Annotated in this window: 13 protein-coding genes and 1 pseudogene; 7 read left to right on the forward strand and 7 right to left on the reverse strand. The window is 45.2% G+C overall.

Annotation, left to right across the window (positions count from 1 at the left end):
* Positions 1-100, forward strand: a pseudogene (locus tag H5T41_08900) (IS6 family transposase).
* A gap of 6 nt (positions 101-106) precedes the next feature.
* Here H5T41_08900 and H5T41_08905 read toward each other — a convergent pair.
* Positions 107-808, reverse strand: coding sequence for an IS6-like element ISPfu2 family transposase (locus tag H5T41_08905; protein ID MBC7108882.1), 702 nt, complete (start codon positions 806-808; stop codon positions 107-109).
* A gap of 219 nt (positions 809-1027) precedes the next feature.
* Here H5T41_08905 and H5T41_08910 point away from each other — a divergent pair, with 219 nt between their 5' ends.
* The 6 genes from H5T41_08910 (at position 1028) to H5T41_08935 (ending at position 8714) form a co-directional block, all read left to right on the forward strand.
* Positions 1028-2317 carry a beta-galactosidase trimerization domain-containing protein gene (locus H5T41_08910; protein ID MBC7108883.1) on the forward strand — a complete coding sequence of 430 codons (1290 nt, stop codon included), beginning with the start codon at positions 1028-1030 and terminating at the stop codon, positions 2315-2317.
* On the forward strand, positions 2314-3672 hold the full coding sequence (locus H5T41_08915) for a glycosyltransferase (GenBank protein ID MBC7108884.1): 1359 nt from the start codon (positions 2314-2316) through the stop codon (positions 3670-3672). Before H5T41_08910 ends, H5T41_08915 begins: the two co-directional genes overlap by 4 nt.
* Positions 3666-4934 (forward strand): helix-turn-helix domain-containing protein, encoded by a 1269-nt coding sequence (locus tag H5T41_08920; GenBank protein MBC7108885.1) that lies wholly within the window; start codon positions 3666-3668, stop codon positions 4932-4934. Before H5T41_08915 ends, H5T41_08920 begins: the two co-directional genes overlap by 7 nt.
* Complete coding sequence (artF, locus tag H5T41_08925) at positions 4837-5346, forward strand: archaeosortase family protein ArtF (GenBank protein MBC7108886.1); 510 nt, start codon at positions 4837-4839, stop codon at positions 5344-5346. The genes H5T41_08920 and artF overlap by 98 nt, the downstream gene beginning before the upstream one ends.
* A 142-nt stretch (positions 5347-5488) precedes the next feature.
* On the forward strand, positions 5489-6253 hold the full coding sequence (locus H5T41_08930; protein MBC7108887.1) for a hypothetical protein: 765 nt from the start codon (positions 5489-5491) through the stop codon (positions 6251-6253).
* Positions 6254-6257: 4 nt separating this feature from the next.
* The gene (locus H5T41_08935; protein MBC7108888.1) at positions 6258-8714 is read left to right on the forward strand and encodes a hypothetical protein; all 2457 of its coding nucleotides are present in this window, start codon (positions 6258-6260) and stop codon (positions 8712-8714) included.
* 628 nt (positions 8715-9342) lie between these two features.
* On the opposite strand, the gene H5T41_08940 is transcribed toward H5T41_08935, so the two are convergent.
* The 6 genes from H5T41_08940 to H5T41_08965 are packed head-to-tail and all read right to left on the reverse strand — an operon-like array spanning position 9343 to position 16485.
* Positions 9343-10014, reverse strand: coding sequence for an SDR family oxidoreductase (locus H5T41_08940; GenBank protein MBC7108889.1), 672 nt, complete (start codon positions 10012-10014; stop codon positions 9343-9345).
* A 50-nt stretch (positions 10015-10064) separates the two neighbouring features.
* Complete coding sequence (locus H5T41_08945; protein ID MBC7108890.1) at positions 10065-13247, reverse strand: cellobiose phosphorylase; 3183 nt, start codon at positions 13245-13247, stop codon at positions 10065-10067.
* A 21-nt stretch (positions 13248-13268) separates the two neighbouring features.
* Positions 13269-14231, reverse strand: a complete 963-nt coding sequence (locus H5T41_08950; GenBank protein MBC7108891.1) for a glycoside hydrolase family 16 protein — start codon at positions 14229-14231, stop codon at positions 13269-13271.
* A complete protein-coding gene (locus H5T41_08955; GenBank protein ID MBC7108892.1) occupies positions 14224-14733 on the reverse strand; it encodes a VapC toxin family PIN domain ribonuclease in 510 nt (169 codons plus the stop codon). The genes H5T41_08950 and H5T41_08955 overlap by 8 nt, the downstream gene beginning before the upstream one ends.
* A 4-nt stretch (positions 14734-14737) precedes the next feature.
* On the reverse strand, positions 14738-14953 hold the full coding sequence (locus H5T41_08960) for a hypothetical protein (protein ID MBC7108893.1): 216 nt from the start codon (positions 14951-14953) through the stop codon (positions 14738-14740).
* Positions 14950-16485: a glycoside hydrolase family 1 protein gene (locus H5T41_08965; protein MBC7108894.1), complete on the reverse strand. Its 1536-nt coding sequence runs from the start codon at positions 16483-16485 to the stop codon at positions 14950-14952. The genes H5T41_08960 and H5T41_08965 overlap by 4 nt, the downstream gene beginning before the upstream one ends.

Raw genomic sequence — 16485 nt, forward strand, 5'->3', positions numbered from 1 at the left:
CAGTCACGTAACAGTCTGGGAGGCCGTCCAAAAACTCGCAGAAGCAGTTTACAAGCCAAAAATCCTCGCAGTCAAAAAACAGCGAAACTTCATCGCAGTGATACTGTCAGGATAACTGGGGCATCACCTCTTGAAGCCACTCAGTCACATCACCAGGCGGACAACCAAACCGAGAATGAAACCTAACAAAATTATACCAGAACGCAAACAGAAAAACAAACCTGTGAACCCTCCTCCAGTCTCTAGCCCTGAAATTATTCCAGAAACGCTTTGTTCTTTCTTTTAAAGTCCTGAACCAGCGTTCAATACAGTTCCTCGGCCCGAAGGTTACGTGAACAAAATCCAGTCCAAGGGATTTAAAAGCAGACTTGTACCACTTCCCACCATCAACCAGAAAAACAGGCTGTCCTTTGCAGGATTTCAAAACAACCAGAATGAAGTCTCTAGCAATCCACCAGTTTCTGGTTGTTGTAATCCAGACTGCGAGAACTTCCCTGCTCTCAACGTCAAGTGCAGCCCAGAGAAATCTCTTCTCCCCGTTGATTTTTACGACAGTCTCATCAACTGCGATAAAATTCCTCTGTTTTCTTACTGCGAGGAGTGTTGGCTGGTAAACTGCTTCTGCTAGTTTTTGAACTGCCTCCCAGACTGTTGTGTGGCTGATTTTGAGGATTTTTCCGACTTGTCTGTAGCTGAGGCCTCGCAGGTATAGTTCTACTGCTCTGATTTTCTTTTCTGGTGGGATTTTGTTGCGGCGAAAAGGTTTTAAGACTGAAATCAGTGAGTATAGAATGCTCTCAGCCTTCATTTCTCTCCCTTCTTTTTCTGAAAAATTATCAGAAACTTAAACCTAACGCCCTACCGCTTATCCTAACAGTATCTTGTTACTATAAGATAGATTTTTAAAGGCTGAAACCAATAAGTACTAATAGCTTCAACCTGCACTTTCTAAGTAACAACTTAAACTTCCAAAATAAAATCTCTGAGGGGAAGGAAATTGTATCTAAAAACCTCAATAGTGCTAATAATGATAATCCTGCTGAGTTCTTCAGGCCTGGTTAGCTCAGACCCCCTGCAGAATCAAAACCACAGAATCCTGTTTATCTGTAGTGATCTTGGAGATGTTATTCTGGCAAATTCCTTTGGTGATAACGTTGATATCATTTATCTTGGCAAAGATCTTCCGGACGACCGTTCCACCCTCTCTGATATTCTGTATCTCTCAAGATACGATGAAATCTGGATCCCTGATCTAAACGTCCAGTGGACAGAGGGCGGAAGATTAAGTGAAGGCGAGATAGAGACATTAGCAGAGTACGTTCAGAGTGGTGGAGTCTTGATCATTGGCCTTAACACCTATGTCCAGAGCTGGAGCAAAAAGTTAGACGAGGTCTTTGGGGTAAGGCTACTCAGACTGGAAAAGCCGAAAAATGACACTGAAGAGTGGGATGTAGTGTTCAACGGCAGGGTTTACCCTTACAACGACACCTATCAAGAAGTAATCGTCAGACCAGAGGGAGCAAAGGTTATCTCAACCTACAAGAATGAGAAACCTGCTATAACTCTGAACCATTACGGCTCAGGAGTTGCAGTTTTAATAACATTTAATCCGGTAAAGGCCTACGTTGAGGGGGATCGCTCTTTTTTGGATCTCTATTTGGAGGTTTCCAGCGAAGCTCTGAAAGAGAGAAAAAACCCACCCACAATCAGCAATACAGAAAAAGCCCTGATCATTCTGAAGAGGGTTACTTTGCACCCTCTTACATTAGGATTGCTCGTTTTCATCCTCCTTGAAATCCTTGCTTACTTTGGCTTAATGCCCTTAGGACTTACGATTTTCTTCGCGGCTCCCTTAGTACGGCTCTGGGGCCTTATCAAGCATAGAAAAAGGTGTATTAGTACCCTTGAGACTGTTTCAATCATGAGAGGAGTTACTATATCCGAACTTTCAGAGGAGATGGGAGAGAAAGTCCGGCGCCTAAAGTTTTGCATAGCAATCCTAAAGTTGAAAAGAAAGGTTAGTATCTTGGACATATCTCGTCTGGGTGAGAAGGATTATCTAATAACACTTCATGGCCTCGAAGCGGAGGGCGTCGGGGCTTGGGCAGTTGAGAAATATCCTAGCTTAATGGAGAAGATTATCAATCACCCGGGAGTTACAATCCTCGATCTAGCTCATTCTTCAAACATGCCCCCCTACGAAGTCCTACAACTTCTCAGGGAGATGTCAAGGTATGGAGTCGTTGAGATAAGAAAAATGCCCTTTGACTACGAGGTCTATCCTACTAGGGCTCTGTCGAGGTGGCTTAAGGAATGAGGAGGAAGGTTCTCTCGTACATCTCCGCATTTATAATCTCCGCGTATGTTGTCTATCTGGAGTATTCCTTCCTGCAGTGGGCCAGTTGGAGGGCTGTCCTGATCATTTTTGGAGGGGTGGTTGATAGATACTCCGTTTATTCATTCGTCCGTTATCTGTTCTATCTTACGGGCGCTTTCATCATACTTGTTTATACAGCCTATTTCATATTCTATCTCTATTATCGCTCGAATGAAGGACGTATCAAACTTCCCCGGTTCTATCCAAGAGTATCAATTGTTGTGCCCGCTCATAATGAGGCCCTCAACATAGAGAGACTAATTGAGAGCATAGAGTATCAGGACTATCCTCACGACCTTGTGGAGGTTATAATCGTTGACGACGGAAGTGAGGATGGGACTGGCGAGATAGCATCGAGGTATGGAGTGAGGATAATCAGGCACGAAAAGAACCTCGGAAAAGCCCAATCCCTGGAGGATGGAATAAAATCTGCGAAGGGAGAAGTTGTAATAACGATGGACGCGGATTCATATTTTGGAAACGGGTATTCTCTGCGCAGGATAGTAGAGAATCTCTATGAACGTCCCATGATAGGAATCTCGACAGGAGTTATTCGAATTGAGCGGCGATTTGGAAGCCTCATCGAGAAATTCCAGGAGATTGAGTTTCTACACTCATTTGAGATAGGGAGGAGAATTCAGGGATACTTGGGCTGGTTGCTGGTAGTTCCCGGTGCGTTCTCAGCGTTTAAGGCTTACTTCATAAAATCCCTACCTGCGCTTCCTAAGGACACCTTAGCTGAGGACTTCGACCTGACAGTTATATCCTTCAGGGCTGGTCTTGACTCAAATTTTGAACCCAGTGCAGTGGTGTACACGGAGCCGGAGGAAAGCTGGAGGAGGCTGTACAGACAAAGAATAAGGTGGTACTATGGCGGCCTCCAGGTCATGCGAAAACATCATGACCTCATACTAAACCCAAAATACGGGGAGAAGGGCATTTTCATGTTCCTGCATCTTATTGTGCTGGAATACGTTCTTGCAGTTATCCAGATCATAGGAATAATTCTCCTGCCGATTATCGTCCTTTTTAGGTACTTCCTGGGCATATCCATAACCGACATAAACCTGCCGCCGGACGTTATGGTGTTCCTGTTTCTCTTCGTTTTCTTCGTGCAGTACATACCCGGCGTCTTTATAAGCGGCACTGCCAGGGCCATTGAGAGAGATCCTAAGGATGCTTTGAGAAACCTTCCCGCGATTTTCCTGTACTACGTTTTTTACAACTCCCTCCTCTCTCTGGCAAAACTTGATGCCACTTTAAGGTTTCTCCGGGGGGTGGTTCAGGGATGGTGAGAGTTTCACAGGTATTCGTGCTTATTGCAGTCGTCCTCTTCACCCTTTTACCGCTGGTTGCGGCATTCTCAGTGGTTTACATTTCTTCCGATCAGGGTGATATCCCGCTCTACCACGCCGTTTCAAATCGTACCGGGATTGTGCTGAGTGATAAGCCATCTGGAGACCTGGTAGTTGCTCTTGATATAAACTACGCTTTCCTGAACGATAGCAATAGGAACCTTCCAGTTGAACTTATAGGAGAGGCAAAACGGGGGAAGACGGTTATAATCGGACTGAATACAGTAAGGGCAGTTGAAAAAATAAACCCCGCCATTTTAGAGCTCACTGGAGTGAGATTAAACTACACTAGTATGGGGATAATTACAATAAAACCCAACGACATCCTGAAGTTTAAGGAGTTCGGGTACGACTCCGACAGGTACGGGCTCGTCCTTGTAAAGGCAAAGAACTCAAAGGTTCCCCTTGAATCAGAAGGAATTGCAATAGTGACGGAGGTTCCCCTGGGAAGGGGAAAGCTGGTGATAGTGGGCATTAATCCAGCGGCCTACTTCCTAGACACCCGCAATCCCGCCGTGCCGGAATTTGTTGTCGCACTTATAAGGTACTACTCACACGCGGGTCCGTCTAAGGCAGTTCTGGTTGGCAGTGCAATTGGGGCGGTGGCGTTGGCTGGATATGTGGCGATTTCGAACAATCCCCAGGTACAAAAGTTCCGGGAGTGGATTAAGTCCATCCCTGTGATCGTTGTTGGCCGCTTCCTCACACCCCCTGAGGACGTTTTGAAGAATCCTACGAGAAGAGGGATATACGAATATATAAAGGCAAAAGGTTATTCAACTCTTACCGATGTGGTTTCCACGTTCGGTATATCAAGAACCAATGCAAAATGGCACCTGCGTGTCCTCACGAGGGCAAAGCTCCTTGAAGAAGTCTCTGTGGGCAACACCCTTGTCTTTTATCCAATTGGGAAGAAGGAGGAGGCGATTAAACTTTTTATCCTTGAGAACGAGACGCGGGGAAGGATTTATACTCTCCTCAAAGAAAGACCGAGGGGAGTAAGTGAACTTGCCAGTCTGCTTGGCTTAAGCAAGTCCACAGTTCATCACAACCTTTCCATAATGGAGGAATACGGCCTCATAAGGAAACGGGAGGATGGAAGTTATGAAGCTGTCCAGGGAGAAGAAAAACGTTCTGATACTGGTGGTGTATCTCACGGTGTTTCCGATAGTAACTTTGCTGATTGGCTCCGTGATCGGTAAGCCCCTCACGAAGATTGAGGCTTCAAACATAAATTTCCTGCTGAAAGCCTTTGGGATAGAGAACTATCTCATTGGCAACCAGATTTACATTCCCGCTGACAGGATGTCCTTTGAGATAACTTGGCAGTGTAGTGGAGTGTTTAGTATGACCCTCTACACGCTTATCTACCTTCTCCTTCCGGGGCTTAAGAGGAAACCCATAGAATGGATGTTTGGCGTTTCCACAATATACATTGTGAACATCCTCCGCGTGTTCTTTTCCATATACTTGTATCACAGAGTTGGAGAAGGAGTTTTCAATTTATTTCACTATACCATAGGCCCCATACTTCTGTTCCTCCTTGTGGTTCTTCTCGTAGCCCATGCATTCTTGCTGGGTCTGAAATCCTCGGGGGAGTCCCACAAATTTTGAGGATTTTTCCCAATTTTTGGGGAGAAAGGTTTAAAATTTCTAGTGTATAATTTTTTTAGGAGTTAGGCTAATCTAATTCGTTCGAAGTTCTGACTAAATATGTTATAAATATAAACGGGGAATTGTCTTTGAGGTGAGAGAGATGATTGGAATGAAGTTAGCGAGAGTGGGGATTGTAGGGATCGCTGTCATTCTCATCCTCATCGGGTTAGGCAACGTTAGCGGTGCCCAGATGAGCGGGAAGATGCTCCACGTGTGGGATCATAGTCTGCAGAGCTCCTATTATGTATACAGAGGGGTCAAATCCAAGGAGTATCCTATTAGCATCCAGTGGGATGCCTATGCGCTCAATTACACCAGTGGGACGCAATATGTAGCCATCATGGCCATAGTAGATAGCTGGGGAAATGCCTGGGGATTCTTCTGGAAGAACGGGACAGTGGTTATTTTCTCTGATACAAATGATCCATCCAGTGATATTCCGGTATATGACACTAAGATTGCAGGATCCTCCCCGCACACATACAAGATTGAAGTTGTTTATGATTCGTTCGGATGGATAAGCAAGATAAATTATTACATAGATGGCCAGTTAGTGTACGAAGAGTCTTGGAACACTCCGTGGGATATAAGCTACATTGCAGCTGGAGGAATATTTGACGGAGGGAAAACGTTTGACTTGTTTATAGACAACGTTGTTTATACTTACGGGAAGGGTAATCTCAACAATGGGAAAACTGTAAGTGAGGACTTTGAAGATGGTCAAGATGATTTCTTTACATGGGAGCTTAAAGGTGCCAACGATGGTAAAAGTGGAGCAGAGGTTACCTACAGTAGTCAAGTTCCAGAGTTTCCATTCCTTAAGCCATTATTCAATTACCTCTCTTCAATAATTGGCACGGGGTGAAGAAATGGTTAGAATCGAGAGGGCTAAACTCCGTGAGGCTCTCTTTCTCCTTTCGGTTTTTCTGCTGTCCCTGCTAATACTCAGGAACTTCCTCGGAAGCGGTTATTCCCCTTCTTGGGGAGGAGACGCTTACGGCCACCTCTTCAAGATATGGAAGCTTATGGAAGGTTATTCCCCATGGATTGAGGACTGGTACGGCGGATACCCCCTCCTGAGGTTCTATCCTCCTCTGGCATACTTCATCGGTGCCTTCTTTGGGAAGCTCACCTCATCGGCAATTTTAGGCTACAAGCTCGCGGTTTTGTTCGCTATTCTGGCTGGAGCGGTTTCCATGAGGCTCCTCCTAAAAGAGCTTGGCTTCTCCGATGCGTCTTCGTATCTATCTGGAGTAGTCTACGCGTTCTCGATCTATCATCTTAGAGTTCTATCCCCAGAGGGAAACTTTCCGAGGTTCATTGCCCTGAACCTCGCCCCCCTTCTAATCCTTGCCCTGCTCCATATAACAAGGAGGGACTGGCGTTATTCCGTGCTTTCAGGGCTCTTCTTGGCCACTGTGGGCCTCGCACACCACACCCTCTTCGTGAGTTTCGGGCTGATAGTGCTGTTTCTTGTCCCCTATGTTTGGATAACGAGGAAAATGGGTGTTAGGGATATAGCCCTTAACACACTCATAGCCGGCATTACTGCCCTTTCGATTTCATCCTTTTGGGTTCTCCCGTTTTTGTTGGAGAGGAGCAACGCCCACTTTCTAAAGGAGAACAGCATTGAATACCTCTTTAAGTTCCAGAGCGTTAAGCTGGGGGATTTACTGTTCCCTACATCCCCTTGGTCATTTTATCAGGGGATAGCCTTCTACCTGGGGCTCATTGGAGTTGCAGTCCTCTTAAAGAGAAGGGAAGAGGAGAAAGCTCTCGGAGCGGGTCTCCTTGGGGCGTCCCTAATGGCCATCCTGCTCTCCCTTGGCTATTACGGTCCGGTTCCGTTCCTCAACAGGCTTCCCCTCCTTGACATGATTCCACCATACAGGTGGCTCGATGGTCTTTCTCTTGTTGGAGCACTTGGCATCGGTGCTCTCTTTGAAACCCTCTTTGAGATTATCCCCCAAAAAATTGGAAGCAGTTCGGAAAGGAGGAAGGCCGTGGTTGGGCTTCTCCTTGCTTTTTTAATTGTGTTCTCCCTTTCTGACGTCAGGTTTCAAAGGGGTTCATTAAAGGCCGAGACCTTCCCCGGGAATTATCTTGCGGTTCTCAACTACATTGGAAACGATGGCTCAACCGGCTGGAGGTTTTATCAGCCGGGCCTCTGGATAACCCAGGGTTCAAGGGTGTCCTGGGCGCCTGCCCTTGCGAGGAAACCGGCCCTCGAAGGATGGTACAGGCAGGGGGATCCAGCGTATCCACAGCACTCATACCTAAACTACGCGATTGAAAAAGACCCCGGATTCGCTGAGAAGGCCCTTAAGGCTTACTCCGTAAAGTACGTTATAGTGGACGAGAACTACCAGGGTTACAAGGACATAGTCAGAAACCTCAAGCACCTCGGCTTTGAAGAGGTTTACTCTTCCGGTTCATTCCACCTTTACCGCTGGAAGAACTTCACGTTCCTCCAGCCAAAATCAAGTGTTCTCGTCGTGGGGAGCTGGCCATTTGGTCTCGGCGTTTCCTACGAAAGGGCTGAATACATAGATGATTATGCAGATAACCTGAACGAATACTCCCTCGTTATCCTCAATGCCTATAAGTACCGGGATCCACTGGTATGGAAGAAGTTAGAGGATTACGTCAAAAAGGGCGGAATTCTCGTGCTCAACACGTTCCCCAGTCCAGATGCGGAGGCCACGCGCTTTGGAGTTAAGTCCGTGATAGTTAGGGTCTTCGGAAGGGCAAACCTGAGCTCTTCCATCTACAACGTCTCGGCGTTCTCGAACTTTACCTATGAAGGCCAGCCATGGACCGCCACAGCCTACGAGGGCGATTTAATTCCCCTGATGAAGCTTGGAAACTACACCGTGCTTGGATACAAAGACTACGGCTCCGGTAGAATATACTTCATCGGCCTGAACCTTCCCTACCACGCAGTATACAACGACAACAAGTATGAAAGAGATATACTAATAGAATTACTAGCGGATTTCATTAAACCACCAAAAGTTTCTTACAATATTATTGACATAAAAGATGGATATATCAAATTAAAGTTCAATCTCTCCCACGCCTCAACAGTCATTGTAAGCGAGAACTATTACCCGCACTGGAAAGCCTATGTTGATGGAAAAGAGGTCGAAATAAAGAGGAATAAGGAGTTCGGCCTGATTGAAGTCGCGCTTCCCGGTGGAAGTCACGTTCTTGAGCTGAAATTCAAAGATCCCTTCGCTCCCATCAGGTACCTGAGCCTTATCTCTTTTATTCTGGCAATCTTTGTCCTAGCATCAAGTCTAAGAAGAGTATCAAATAGAACCTGAAGAATTTTGATCCATCTCCCTTAACATAACTCAGACCATTGCTTCATCCATTCGATATGATAGGAAGTTAGCATCGAGCTGATGGCAAAGTATAAAGGGGTAAACCCTTCAGTAACTAGTTTCTCTTTTTGATTAGCTTTGATTTAAGCCCTTTTAGAGAGAATTCCTTGTTTGGATAAAAATCAGAGAACTCTGGAAAGGACCTGAAGAACCTCACGGTCTGATGTTCATTATCTGGCTGCACGTGCCCACGAAGTACTTGTTGGTCATTACTATCACGAGCCCCTAGTGCTTTTTGGCCAGGCCAAAGGTCTCCCCGTGAGGTAAAAGACCTTTTCTATGCTCCCTGAGCAAGTATTATTCTGAGAAAGTCCTCATATCTGGAGTAGAGTACGAGGTTTAAATCATCTTGAATCATCCTCTTGGGAGCCTATTGCCGACCTGAGCATCTGAGCGAAGTGTATCACAACAGGATTCTCCGCCATTCTTGTAGGGCTTAGCCTCCGTTCATCTGATTACCTCAACATGGTTTACATAGAGGTCTTCCTTGGAATGAAGCTCATGGTGCCGCCTAAAAGTGAGCCTCAAAGGACTGAGCAGTCTGAAAAACAAAAAGGTAGGAGCCAAATTAGTAAATTGATCTGAAAAGCACGTCTTCAACGAGCACATGCTCTGGGAGCTTTAGAAGGGAAATTAAGAGCTCTGCGACGTCTTCTGGTTTCATAAATCCCTCTTCTATTTTTCTTCCGGGTTTTCCGTAGAAGTAGGTATCAACTTTTCCAGGACGAAGCTCTATGAACTTCACTTCCGGATTCTCCAATTGGAAGGTCTTTGTGATTGCCCTTGCTGCCCACTTACTGGCGACATAGGGTCCGGCATTTGGGAGAATCATTGTTGAGATATATGAAGTCACAACCACTACAGTACCTTTTCTCTCCTTCAAACTCGGCAGGAAGGCTTTTATAGTTCTCCAGACGCCGAAGGTATTGACATCAAAAACTCTCTTCATATCTTCTTCACTAACTTCATCCAACCTTCCACCCATTGGTATTCCTGCATTTGCAACAAGCAAGTCAACACCACCAAACTCCTTAAGAACCTTCTCCGCAAACTCCGCAACGCTTTCTGGCTTTGAAACGTCTAGGTAGGAGTAGAAAGCACCTCCTATTTCTCTGGAAAGCTCTTCGAGCATTTCAACGCTTCTCGCACCAAGTGCAAGTTTATAGCCCTCTTTTGCTAGAGCCTTTGCAATGGCCCTCCCTATTCCCTTTGATGCACCAGTAACAACGGCAACCTTCATCTTTACCACCTCTTGGGAATATTAAAAAGGAAAAGATAACAACACCATTTTCACTCCTCCGGCAGGTAAATGTTGATCTCTCTCACCCTGCCCTCCCTAACCATCAGTGCATGCTCTCCCCTGAGCGTATTTCCATTTACCTCTACTCTGCTTCCATCTTCAAGATGCAAGATTATTTTTGCCTTGTTTAGGTCGAGTTTCCAAGTGTCTTTTTTAGCTGGATTGTGGTAGGTGACCCTGCACTTTCCAAGGAAGTTAAAGCTCACCTTCCCCTCTTCGTCAAACAGCCACCCCGGAAGTGCCGGTGCAAATGTTAGCCTGAGCTCGCCGTTTTCAAAGGTAAACGGCTTGTCTCCTATAAACATGTTCTTCCAGATGCTCAGGAATTCAGCGTTTGCCCCTGTAAGCCTTGCCACGAAGCCCCTTCCGTGAAGGGACTCGTCGGGGTAGGCACTGCTGACTATGAAGGATGAGTTTTCAAGGGGACTCCTTCCGTAAATGGTCGGATCAAGGAAAGCAACTATTACATTCCTAAAGTCGTCGTAGAACTCTTCGTAGAGGCCATTTCTTATAAGTTCAAGCATGTACTTGTACTCCATGTGGAGCCATATAGATTCATTTTCCAACCACCCAGGGGTGAAAGCTCTGGCCCTGCCTATCTCTATTGAACAGTCTTTTAGAGGTGCGTTAAGCTTGTACATCTTCAGCTTCTTGTCATAAAGCTCGCTCTTCTTAACTTTCTGGTAGAGTTCCTTTAGGAGACCTTTTTCTTTGGTTATTTTCATTTGCTTGACAACACCCTCAAGGAAGAGTGGCATCTTCCTTTGCTCAAACTTTAGTATTCTTATCTCTCCGTTTTCGCTGAGCTCATATTCCACAGGTTCATAATAGAAGTACATTGGCATTATTCCGTTGTTTTCTTCTATCGCCTTTTCAAGACTCACTCTCAGCTTTTCGCGGAGAATCTTCAGACTATCAACAAGTTCTCTGGCCTTGACCTTAACCTCTCTTCCATCAAAGCCAAGCTTCGTTTCCTCCCTATACCACTCGCGAAGATCCGAAAGAGCCTCCCAAAGCCAGTGATCTTTGTTTTCATCTTCCCTACTATTGTATTCTTCAACGAGCTTAACTTCTTCTGTGAAGAGCCTCCAAACCTCTACAGGGATATCAAGCTCGGCCTCAGGGAACTCCTCAAAGGCTTCAATCAGGAAGTTGAAGAGCCTCAAAAGCTCTGCGGTTTCTCCCACCGAGGAGCCAAAGAGTCCCGGAAGCCCATTGAGAGCATCGTACCATCCAGGTTTACCGGCTTCCATCTCTATCCCAACCCCAGCCGGATCGAGCGTTGCGAACTTGACGAGTGCTAAGTTGAGAAGCTTTGTTGCAAGAGTCGTCCTGTATATCTCACCTCTTCCCTTTTCTGCTCTCATGACGTGTTTATATTTCTTCCTCGACTCTATAAGGGCTTTCTTCTCTTTATCTTCTATGAGAGAATTGTATTGTCTGATCTTTCCGTTTTCAAGCACGTATCTCTTAGACCTCGGAAGCACGATCATTGTGTTGTCATAGTAGGTATAGCTACGGTCTTCAAAGAGCAGTTCTCGCTTCTTATCAGGATATATGCCGAGATAGCTCTCTATTAGATCCAGATTATATGTCCAATGATCGCACCAGTAGCCTTCGCCATGGACAGCGTCTATCTCCTCTTCGCAGTGCTTCAGTAGGGTTCTTAAGAACTCCTCTTCAGAAACCTTGAGCTTTATGTTGTTCTCCTCCATGAACATTAAAAGCCTCCCAGGAGTGAATGGCTCCTTTAAGGCCTCAGATAGAACCTCTGGCTTATCTACGAGATCCTCAAGGAAGGACGTGTCCTCTGAGACAAGGTGATACTTTACTCCGTTTATGACGAGTGGATTGTACCCGTCCGCCTGGATGAGACTCATAAAGAATCTTATGTCGTAGTTCCCAATTTCGGGATGGAAAAAGACGTTTTCTCGCCTGTTCTGGTTAACGTCCCTGTAGTTGCCGTTTCCAGTAGAATAATACTCAGGGGTTAGGACAAAGTAATTATAGTCCCTCTCCTGGTCGCCGTGCTTCCTCAGGTACAGGTAATAAACGAAGGGCTTTTCCTCGTTCAGAACTATGGGATAACCACCTCTCAGGACGTTGTCGAGGTAGCACTGCTTCACATACTCATCGAAGAGCTGGGAGGAGGTTTTAGTCCAGATGTCACTTACGATTTCTTCGATTATGTTGTTACCTTCCTCGTACTTTGTCCAAAGGTATTTCTCGTCTGCGAATTTTGGCCCATAGTGGTCGAGAATGGATATGTGAGGCACATAACCTATTACAGTGTGGATTTTTACTTCTTCGTTAGCCTTTAGCTCCACTTCAACTGGAGAGAATGCGGAGGGTATTTTGTTGAATGTGACTTGCTTTCTGTTGAGAAGTTCTCTTAGAGGAGTCTTAATGAAGTTTTCAGGAGTTATCATGGATGTATCGTCTCCGAAAACCACGTCGGGATCAACTATGGGCTTTACGAGCTCACTTTTGCCGTTTCTCTTGACAAATGAGATGTAAAATGTTCCCTCCGTAAGTTCTGTGACCTTGGGAACATCCTCTGTTGAAGACTTCAACTTAAAGAAGGGCATCTTCTTCTCAAGGTTAAAGACCTCAATCCATGCTTTGATGAGGGTAGCCATGTGCTTTATGACGTAATCGTTGACTCCGTAGGGAATGATAATGGGCATTCCATCAAGTATCTCCAGCTTTCTTGGGGTAGAAGAGATGTTTCTTATGGTGACAATCCTGATGAGGGCTGGTATTTTCTCTTGAGGCAGGGTGTAGTAGAGAACATTTATACTTAGTCCTAACCTTTCGTGTATCTCTTCTATCTCCAGTTCGTTTCTCCCGACATACATTCTTTGTCTTATCTCCTCGCTATCTTGAAGAGTAAAGGGCTCATAAAACACTCCCTCCTCAGAGAGCTTGATGAAGGTTCTGAAACCGAGGATTCTGATGTTTTGATATGCTCTAACCGCTGAGTTGAACTCCATTATTGGGTGATCTTTGTCTTGTATTCCAAAGGAGCTTATGCATTGCCCCCGGTTTACATAGAACACCCACATTGGTATTCCTTTCTTTCCAGCTATTCCAGGTAAAAAGCTCGCAAATGGTTTCCAGCGGTTGTAGTTCTCTATGATGAAGCGACCCTTTGAATCGAAATTCTCTCTCATCTCCATCACCCCCTAAGGATTTTAACTCTCAACCAGCTTGTATACCCTAACGTAGTCCACATACATCCTAGCCGGAAACTTTGTAGTTGCATCAGGTCTTCCAGGCCAATTTCCACCGACTGCAAGATTTATGATTATGTAAAAGGGCTTGTCAAAGACCCACTCATAACCCATGCTCTCAACCTGCTCCCTTGTAACCACATGATAGAGTTCTCCGTCCACATACCACTCCATTCTATCTGGAAACCACTCAATGGCAAAGACGTGGAAATCTTCGGTGAAGTCGGGGACTCCTTCAGGGAGTGTATAACTTGCAGTTATTCCTCGTCCTCCTGAGTATCCAGGACCATGAACCGTGCCGTGAACAGTTCTTGGCTCATGACCCAGGAACTCCATTATGTCTATCTCACCGCATTGGGGCCAGCCGACTTCTCTTATGTTAGACCCCAGCATCCAGAAAGCTGGCCAAAGTCCTTTGCCTTTCGGTAGCTTCATCCTGGCCTCAACTCTCACAGGAGGCTTGAACTCAACTTTACCTTCAGTTTTGAGTCTGGAGGAAGTATACATATAAGTTCCATACTCGTCAGTTGCCCACTCTTTTCTGGCCTCTATTATGAGCATCCCATTTTCCACTATCGTGTTGTTTGGAGAGTAATATTCAAGTTCATTGTTTCCCCACCCAGGGATTCCATACGCATGACCGTTCCCTATCTCAAATGTCCAGTACTCTTCATTTACCCTATCACCATCAAACTCATCGTGCCATATTAGCTCCCAGACTCTCCCGTTCGTTTCAATTCTTGTGGGTACTTGCATGGTCGAAGTGGACGTTTGGGTTGTTGAAGTCTCAGAAGATGTAGTCTGAGAGAGCGAAGTTGTGCTCGGAGAAGGCGAGGGAGTTTGAGTGTCCTTTCCCAGACACCCACTTATGAAGCCTCCAAGGATTAGCACCAGCACCAGAATACCTATAACTTTTTTATCCATTAGAATCCCCCCTCACAGATTTTTGGTTTTCTATCACCTTAGCTACAGAATCTTTCTTCGAGAGTCTAATGGCAAGGAGGTTCAACTCTTCAGCAAACTTCTCAATGCTTATTACATCCAATCCGTATTTCGTGAGTGGCTTGTAGCGACTGGGATCATCTGTTATCAGCAGAGCATTCTTTACTATGGCCGCAACCCCAACTAAAACATCAATAGTGGAAATTTTTTCTCTATTTTTCATGAGATTTTTCATAATTACGGCACTTTTAGTAAGTACTTCATCTTCCAGAGGAATTATTTGATAAATTTCCTTCAATAATGCCATCTCATGATCTAGATTTTTTCCAAGAAAAGCCTTTGTAACAAGATATTCATATATACTGATCTGTGGCACAAGGACTTCGAAGTTCAAAAGAGTCAACTCGAGCAGTGATTTGTTTCTTTTCATGTGCATTATCAGGAGGGAAGAGCTATCAAACATTATCCTTTTGGGCATTTTCATATTGTTAGTCCTCCTTTTCTTTTAGCTGTTTTAATATTTTCAGGGCTGTCTCACCTTCTTCATCGTCCAGGCTTATTTCATCGAGTTTTCGGTTTAAGTTAGTGGAATGCCATGTCTCTATTAGAATCCGGAGAACTTCATCATAGGATCTAGCATCGAGCTTTGTTTTGAGCTTCTTTATTGCGTTCCAAGTCTCTTCATCAACCGCTATTGTTTTCATATGCTCTCCTCCCTTAGGTACTTCGTTTTAATTTTATTCGTTATACCGTTGTTCTTCACGATCTCTCGGTACACCCTAACACTTTCTTCCCTTGGAATCCTCTCTTTGGTAATCATGTCAACAGCGTACAGGCCAAATCTCATTCTAAAGCCCATTGCCCATTCGTAATTATCTGTCAGTGCCCAGTGGAAGTAACCGTCAACATTGAAACCGGCCTCAACGGCCCTTTCTATGTATGCTATGTGGGAAGCAATAAAGTACGGCCGGAGAACATCTTTGGAATCAGCGATTCCGTTTTCAAGTATGTAAACAGGCTTTCCATAAGAGGAGGCAACCTTTATGCTGTTGTAAATCCCCTCTGGATACACTTCCCATCCAAGATCACTGACCGGATGCCCATCTGCTGAAAGTTCGTTTGGTGGACATGAGTACCCATATCTAGGGACACCTTTGAAAGCTGTTATCGGAATTTCCTGGAACTTGGGCTCGGAATGAGTAACAACTTCTCTCGAGTAATAAGTAATCCCTATCCAGTCGAGTCTTTTTAGGTGGTTTACCTTTAGCATCGTCTCCATGTCGAACTCGATGTTCAGGTTCCCTTTGGTTAGTGCCTGTAACAAAAGTCCACTGTGGAAGAAGTCTGTCATTTCGGCGGCCTTAATGTCCCTTGGGTCATTTGGATCTTTTGGATACGAAGTACCTACGTTATTAGCTATTATGCCAATTTGGGCTGGTTCTCTAGATTTACCTCCAGATTTCTCTTTATCGAACTCCTTTATTGCATCGTATGCCCTCGCATGAGCGTTTATTATGTTAATGATGGCCTTCTTTGCGAGTTGTGGATTGATGACTCCTGGTGGGAATCCAGAGTAAGGAGCGAGATATCCTAGCTCGATCATCACCATTGGTTCGTTGAATGTGGCCCACATGTCTACAAGATGCCCAAACTTGTAGGCAAGGTATGCCGCAAACTTGGTGAACTCGATTATTGATCTCTGGTTTACCCATCCATTCCTCTCATTCTTTAGGTTTGTATCCCTTGACTCAATGGGATCGTGGAGCCATATCGGGTGAGTGTAGTGGACAAGAGTAAGAACTATTTCAAAGCCCAGCTTCTTCAGATTTGTGAGTACCCTCATATAATGGTAGACCTCCGCACTGTTTGCAATGTCATCTAGCTCTCTAAGGGTATCCTTAGTTATTTTTACTTTCTTAACAAGCCCGTTGCCATCAAGCTCGTAATCTACCTCGACTTCATACGTTGGGCATGGAAATATTCTACTCCATTCCACGTTGAGTGAGTAGGCGTTGAGCCCGAGCTCCTTTGCCAGTGAACGATCTATAGGATAGAGCTCGTAGTTATTGGGACCTTCCTCCGGTAGGTCACCACTCACGAGCCCCTTTTTCAGATTAACCGGATCTCTAACCCACTTCCACCAATCGCTCCTTGTGTCTAAGTTCCTGTTGAAGCGATCACCCATTTCAAATTGGAAGCCCGACTGTGAAACTCCCCATAAAATCTCTCTGTCCAT

The organism is Methanomassiliicoccales archaeon (assembly GCA_014361295.1).
In the GTDB taxonomy this organism is placed as follows: Archaea; Thermoplasmatota; Thermoplasmata; order Methanomassiliicoccales; family JACIVX01; genus JACIVX01.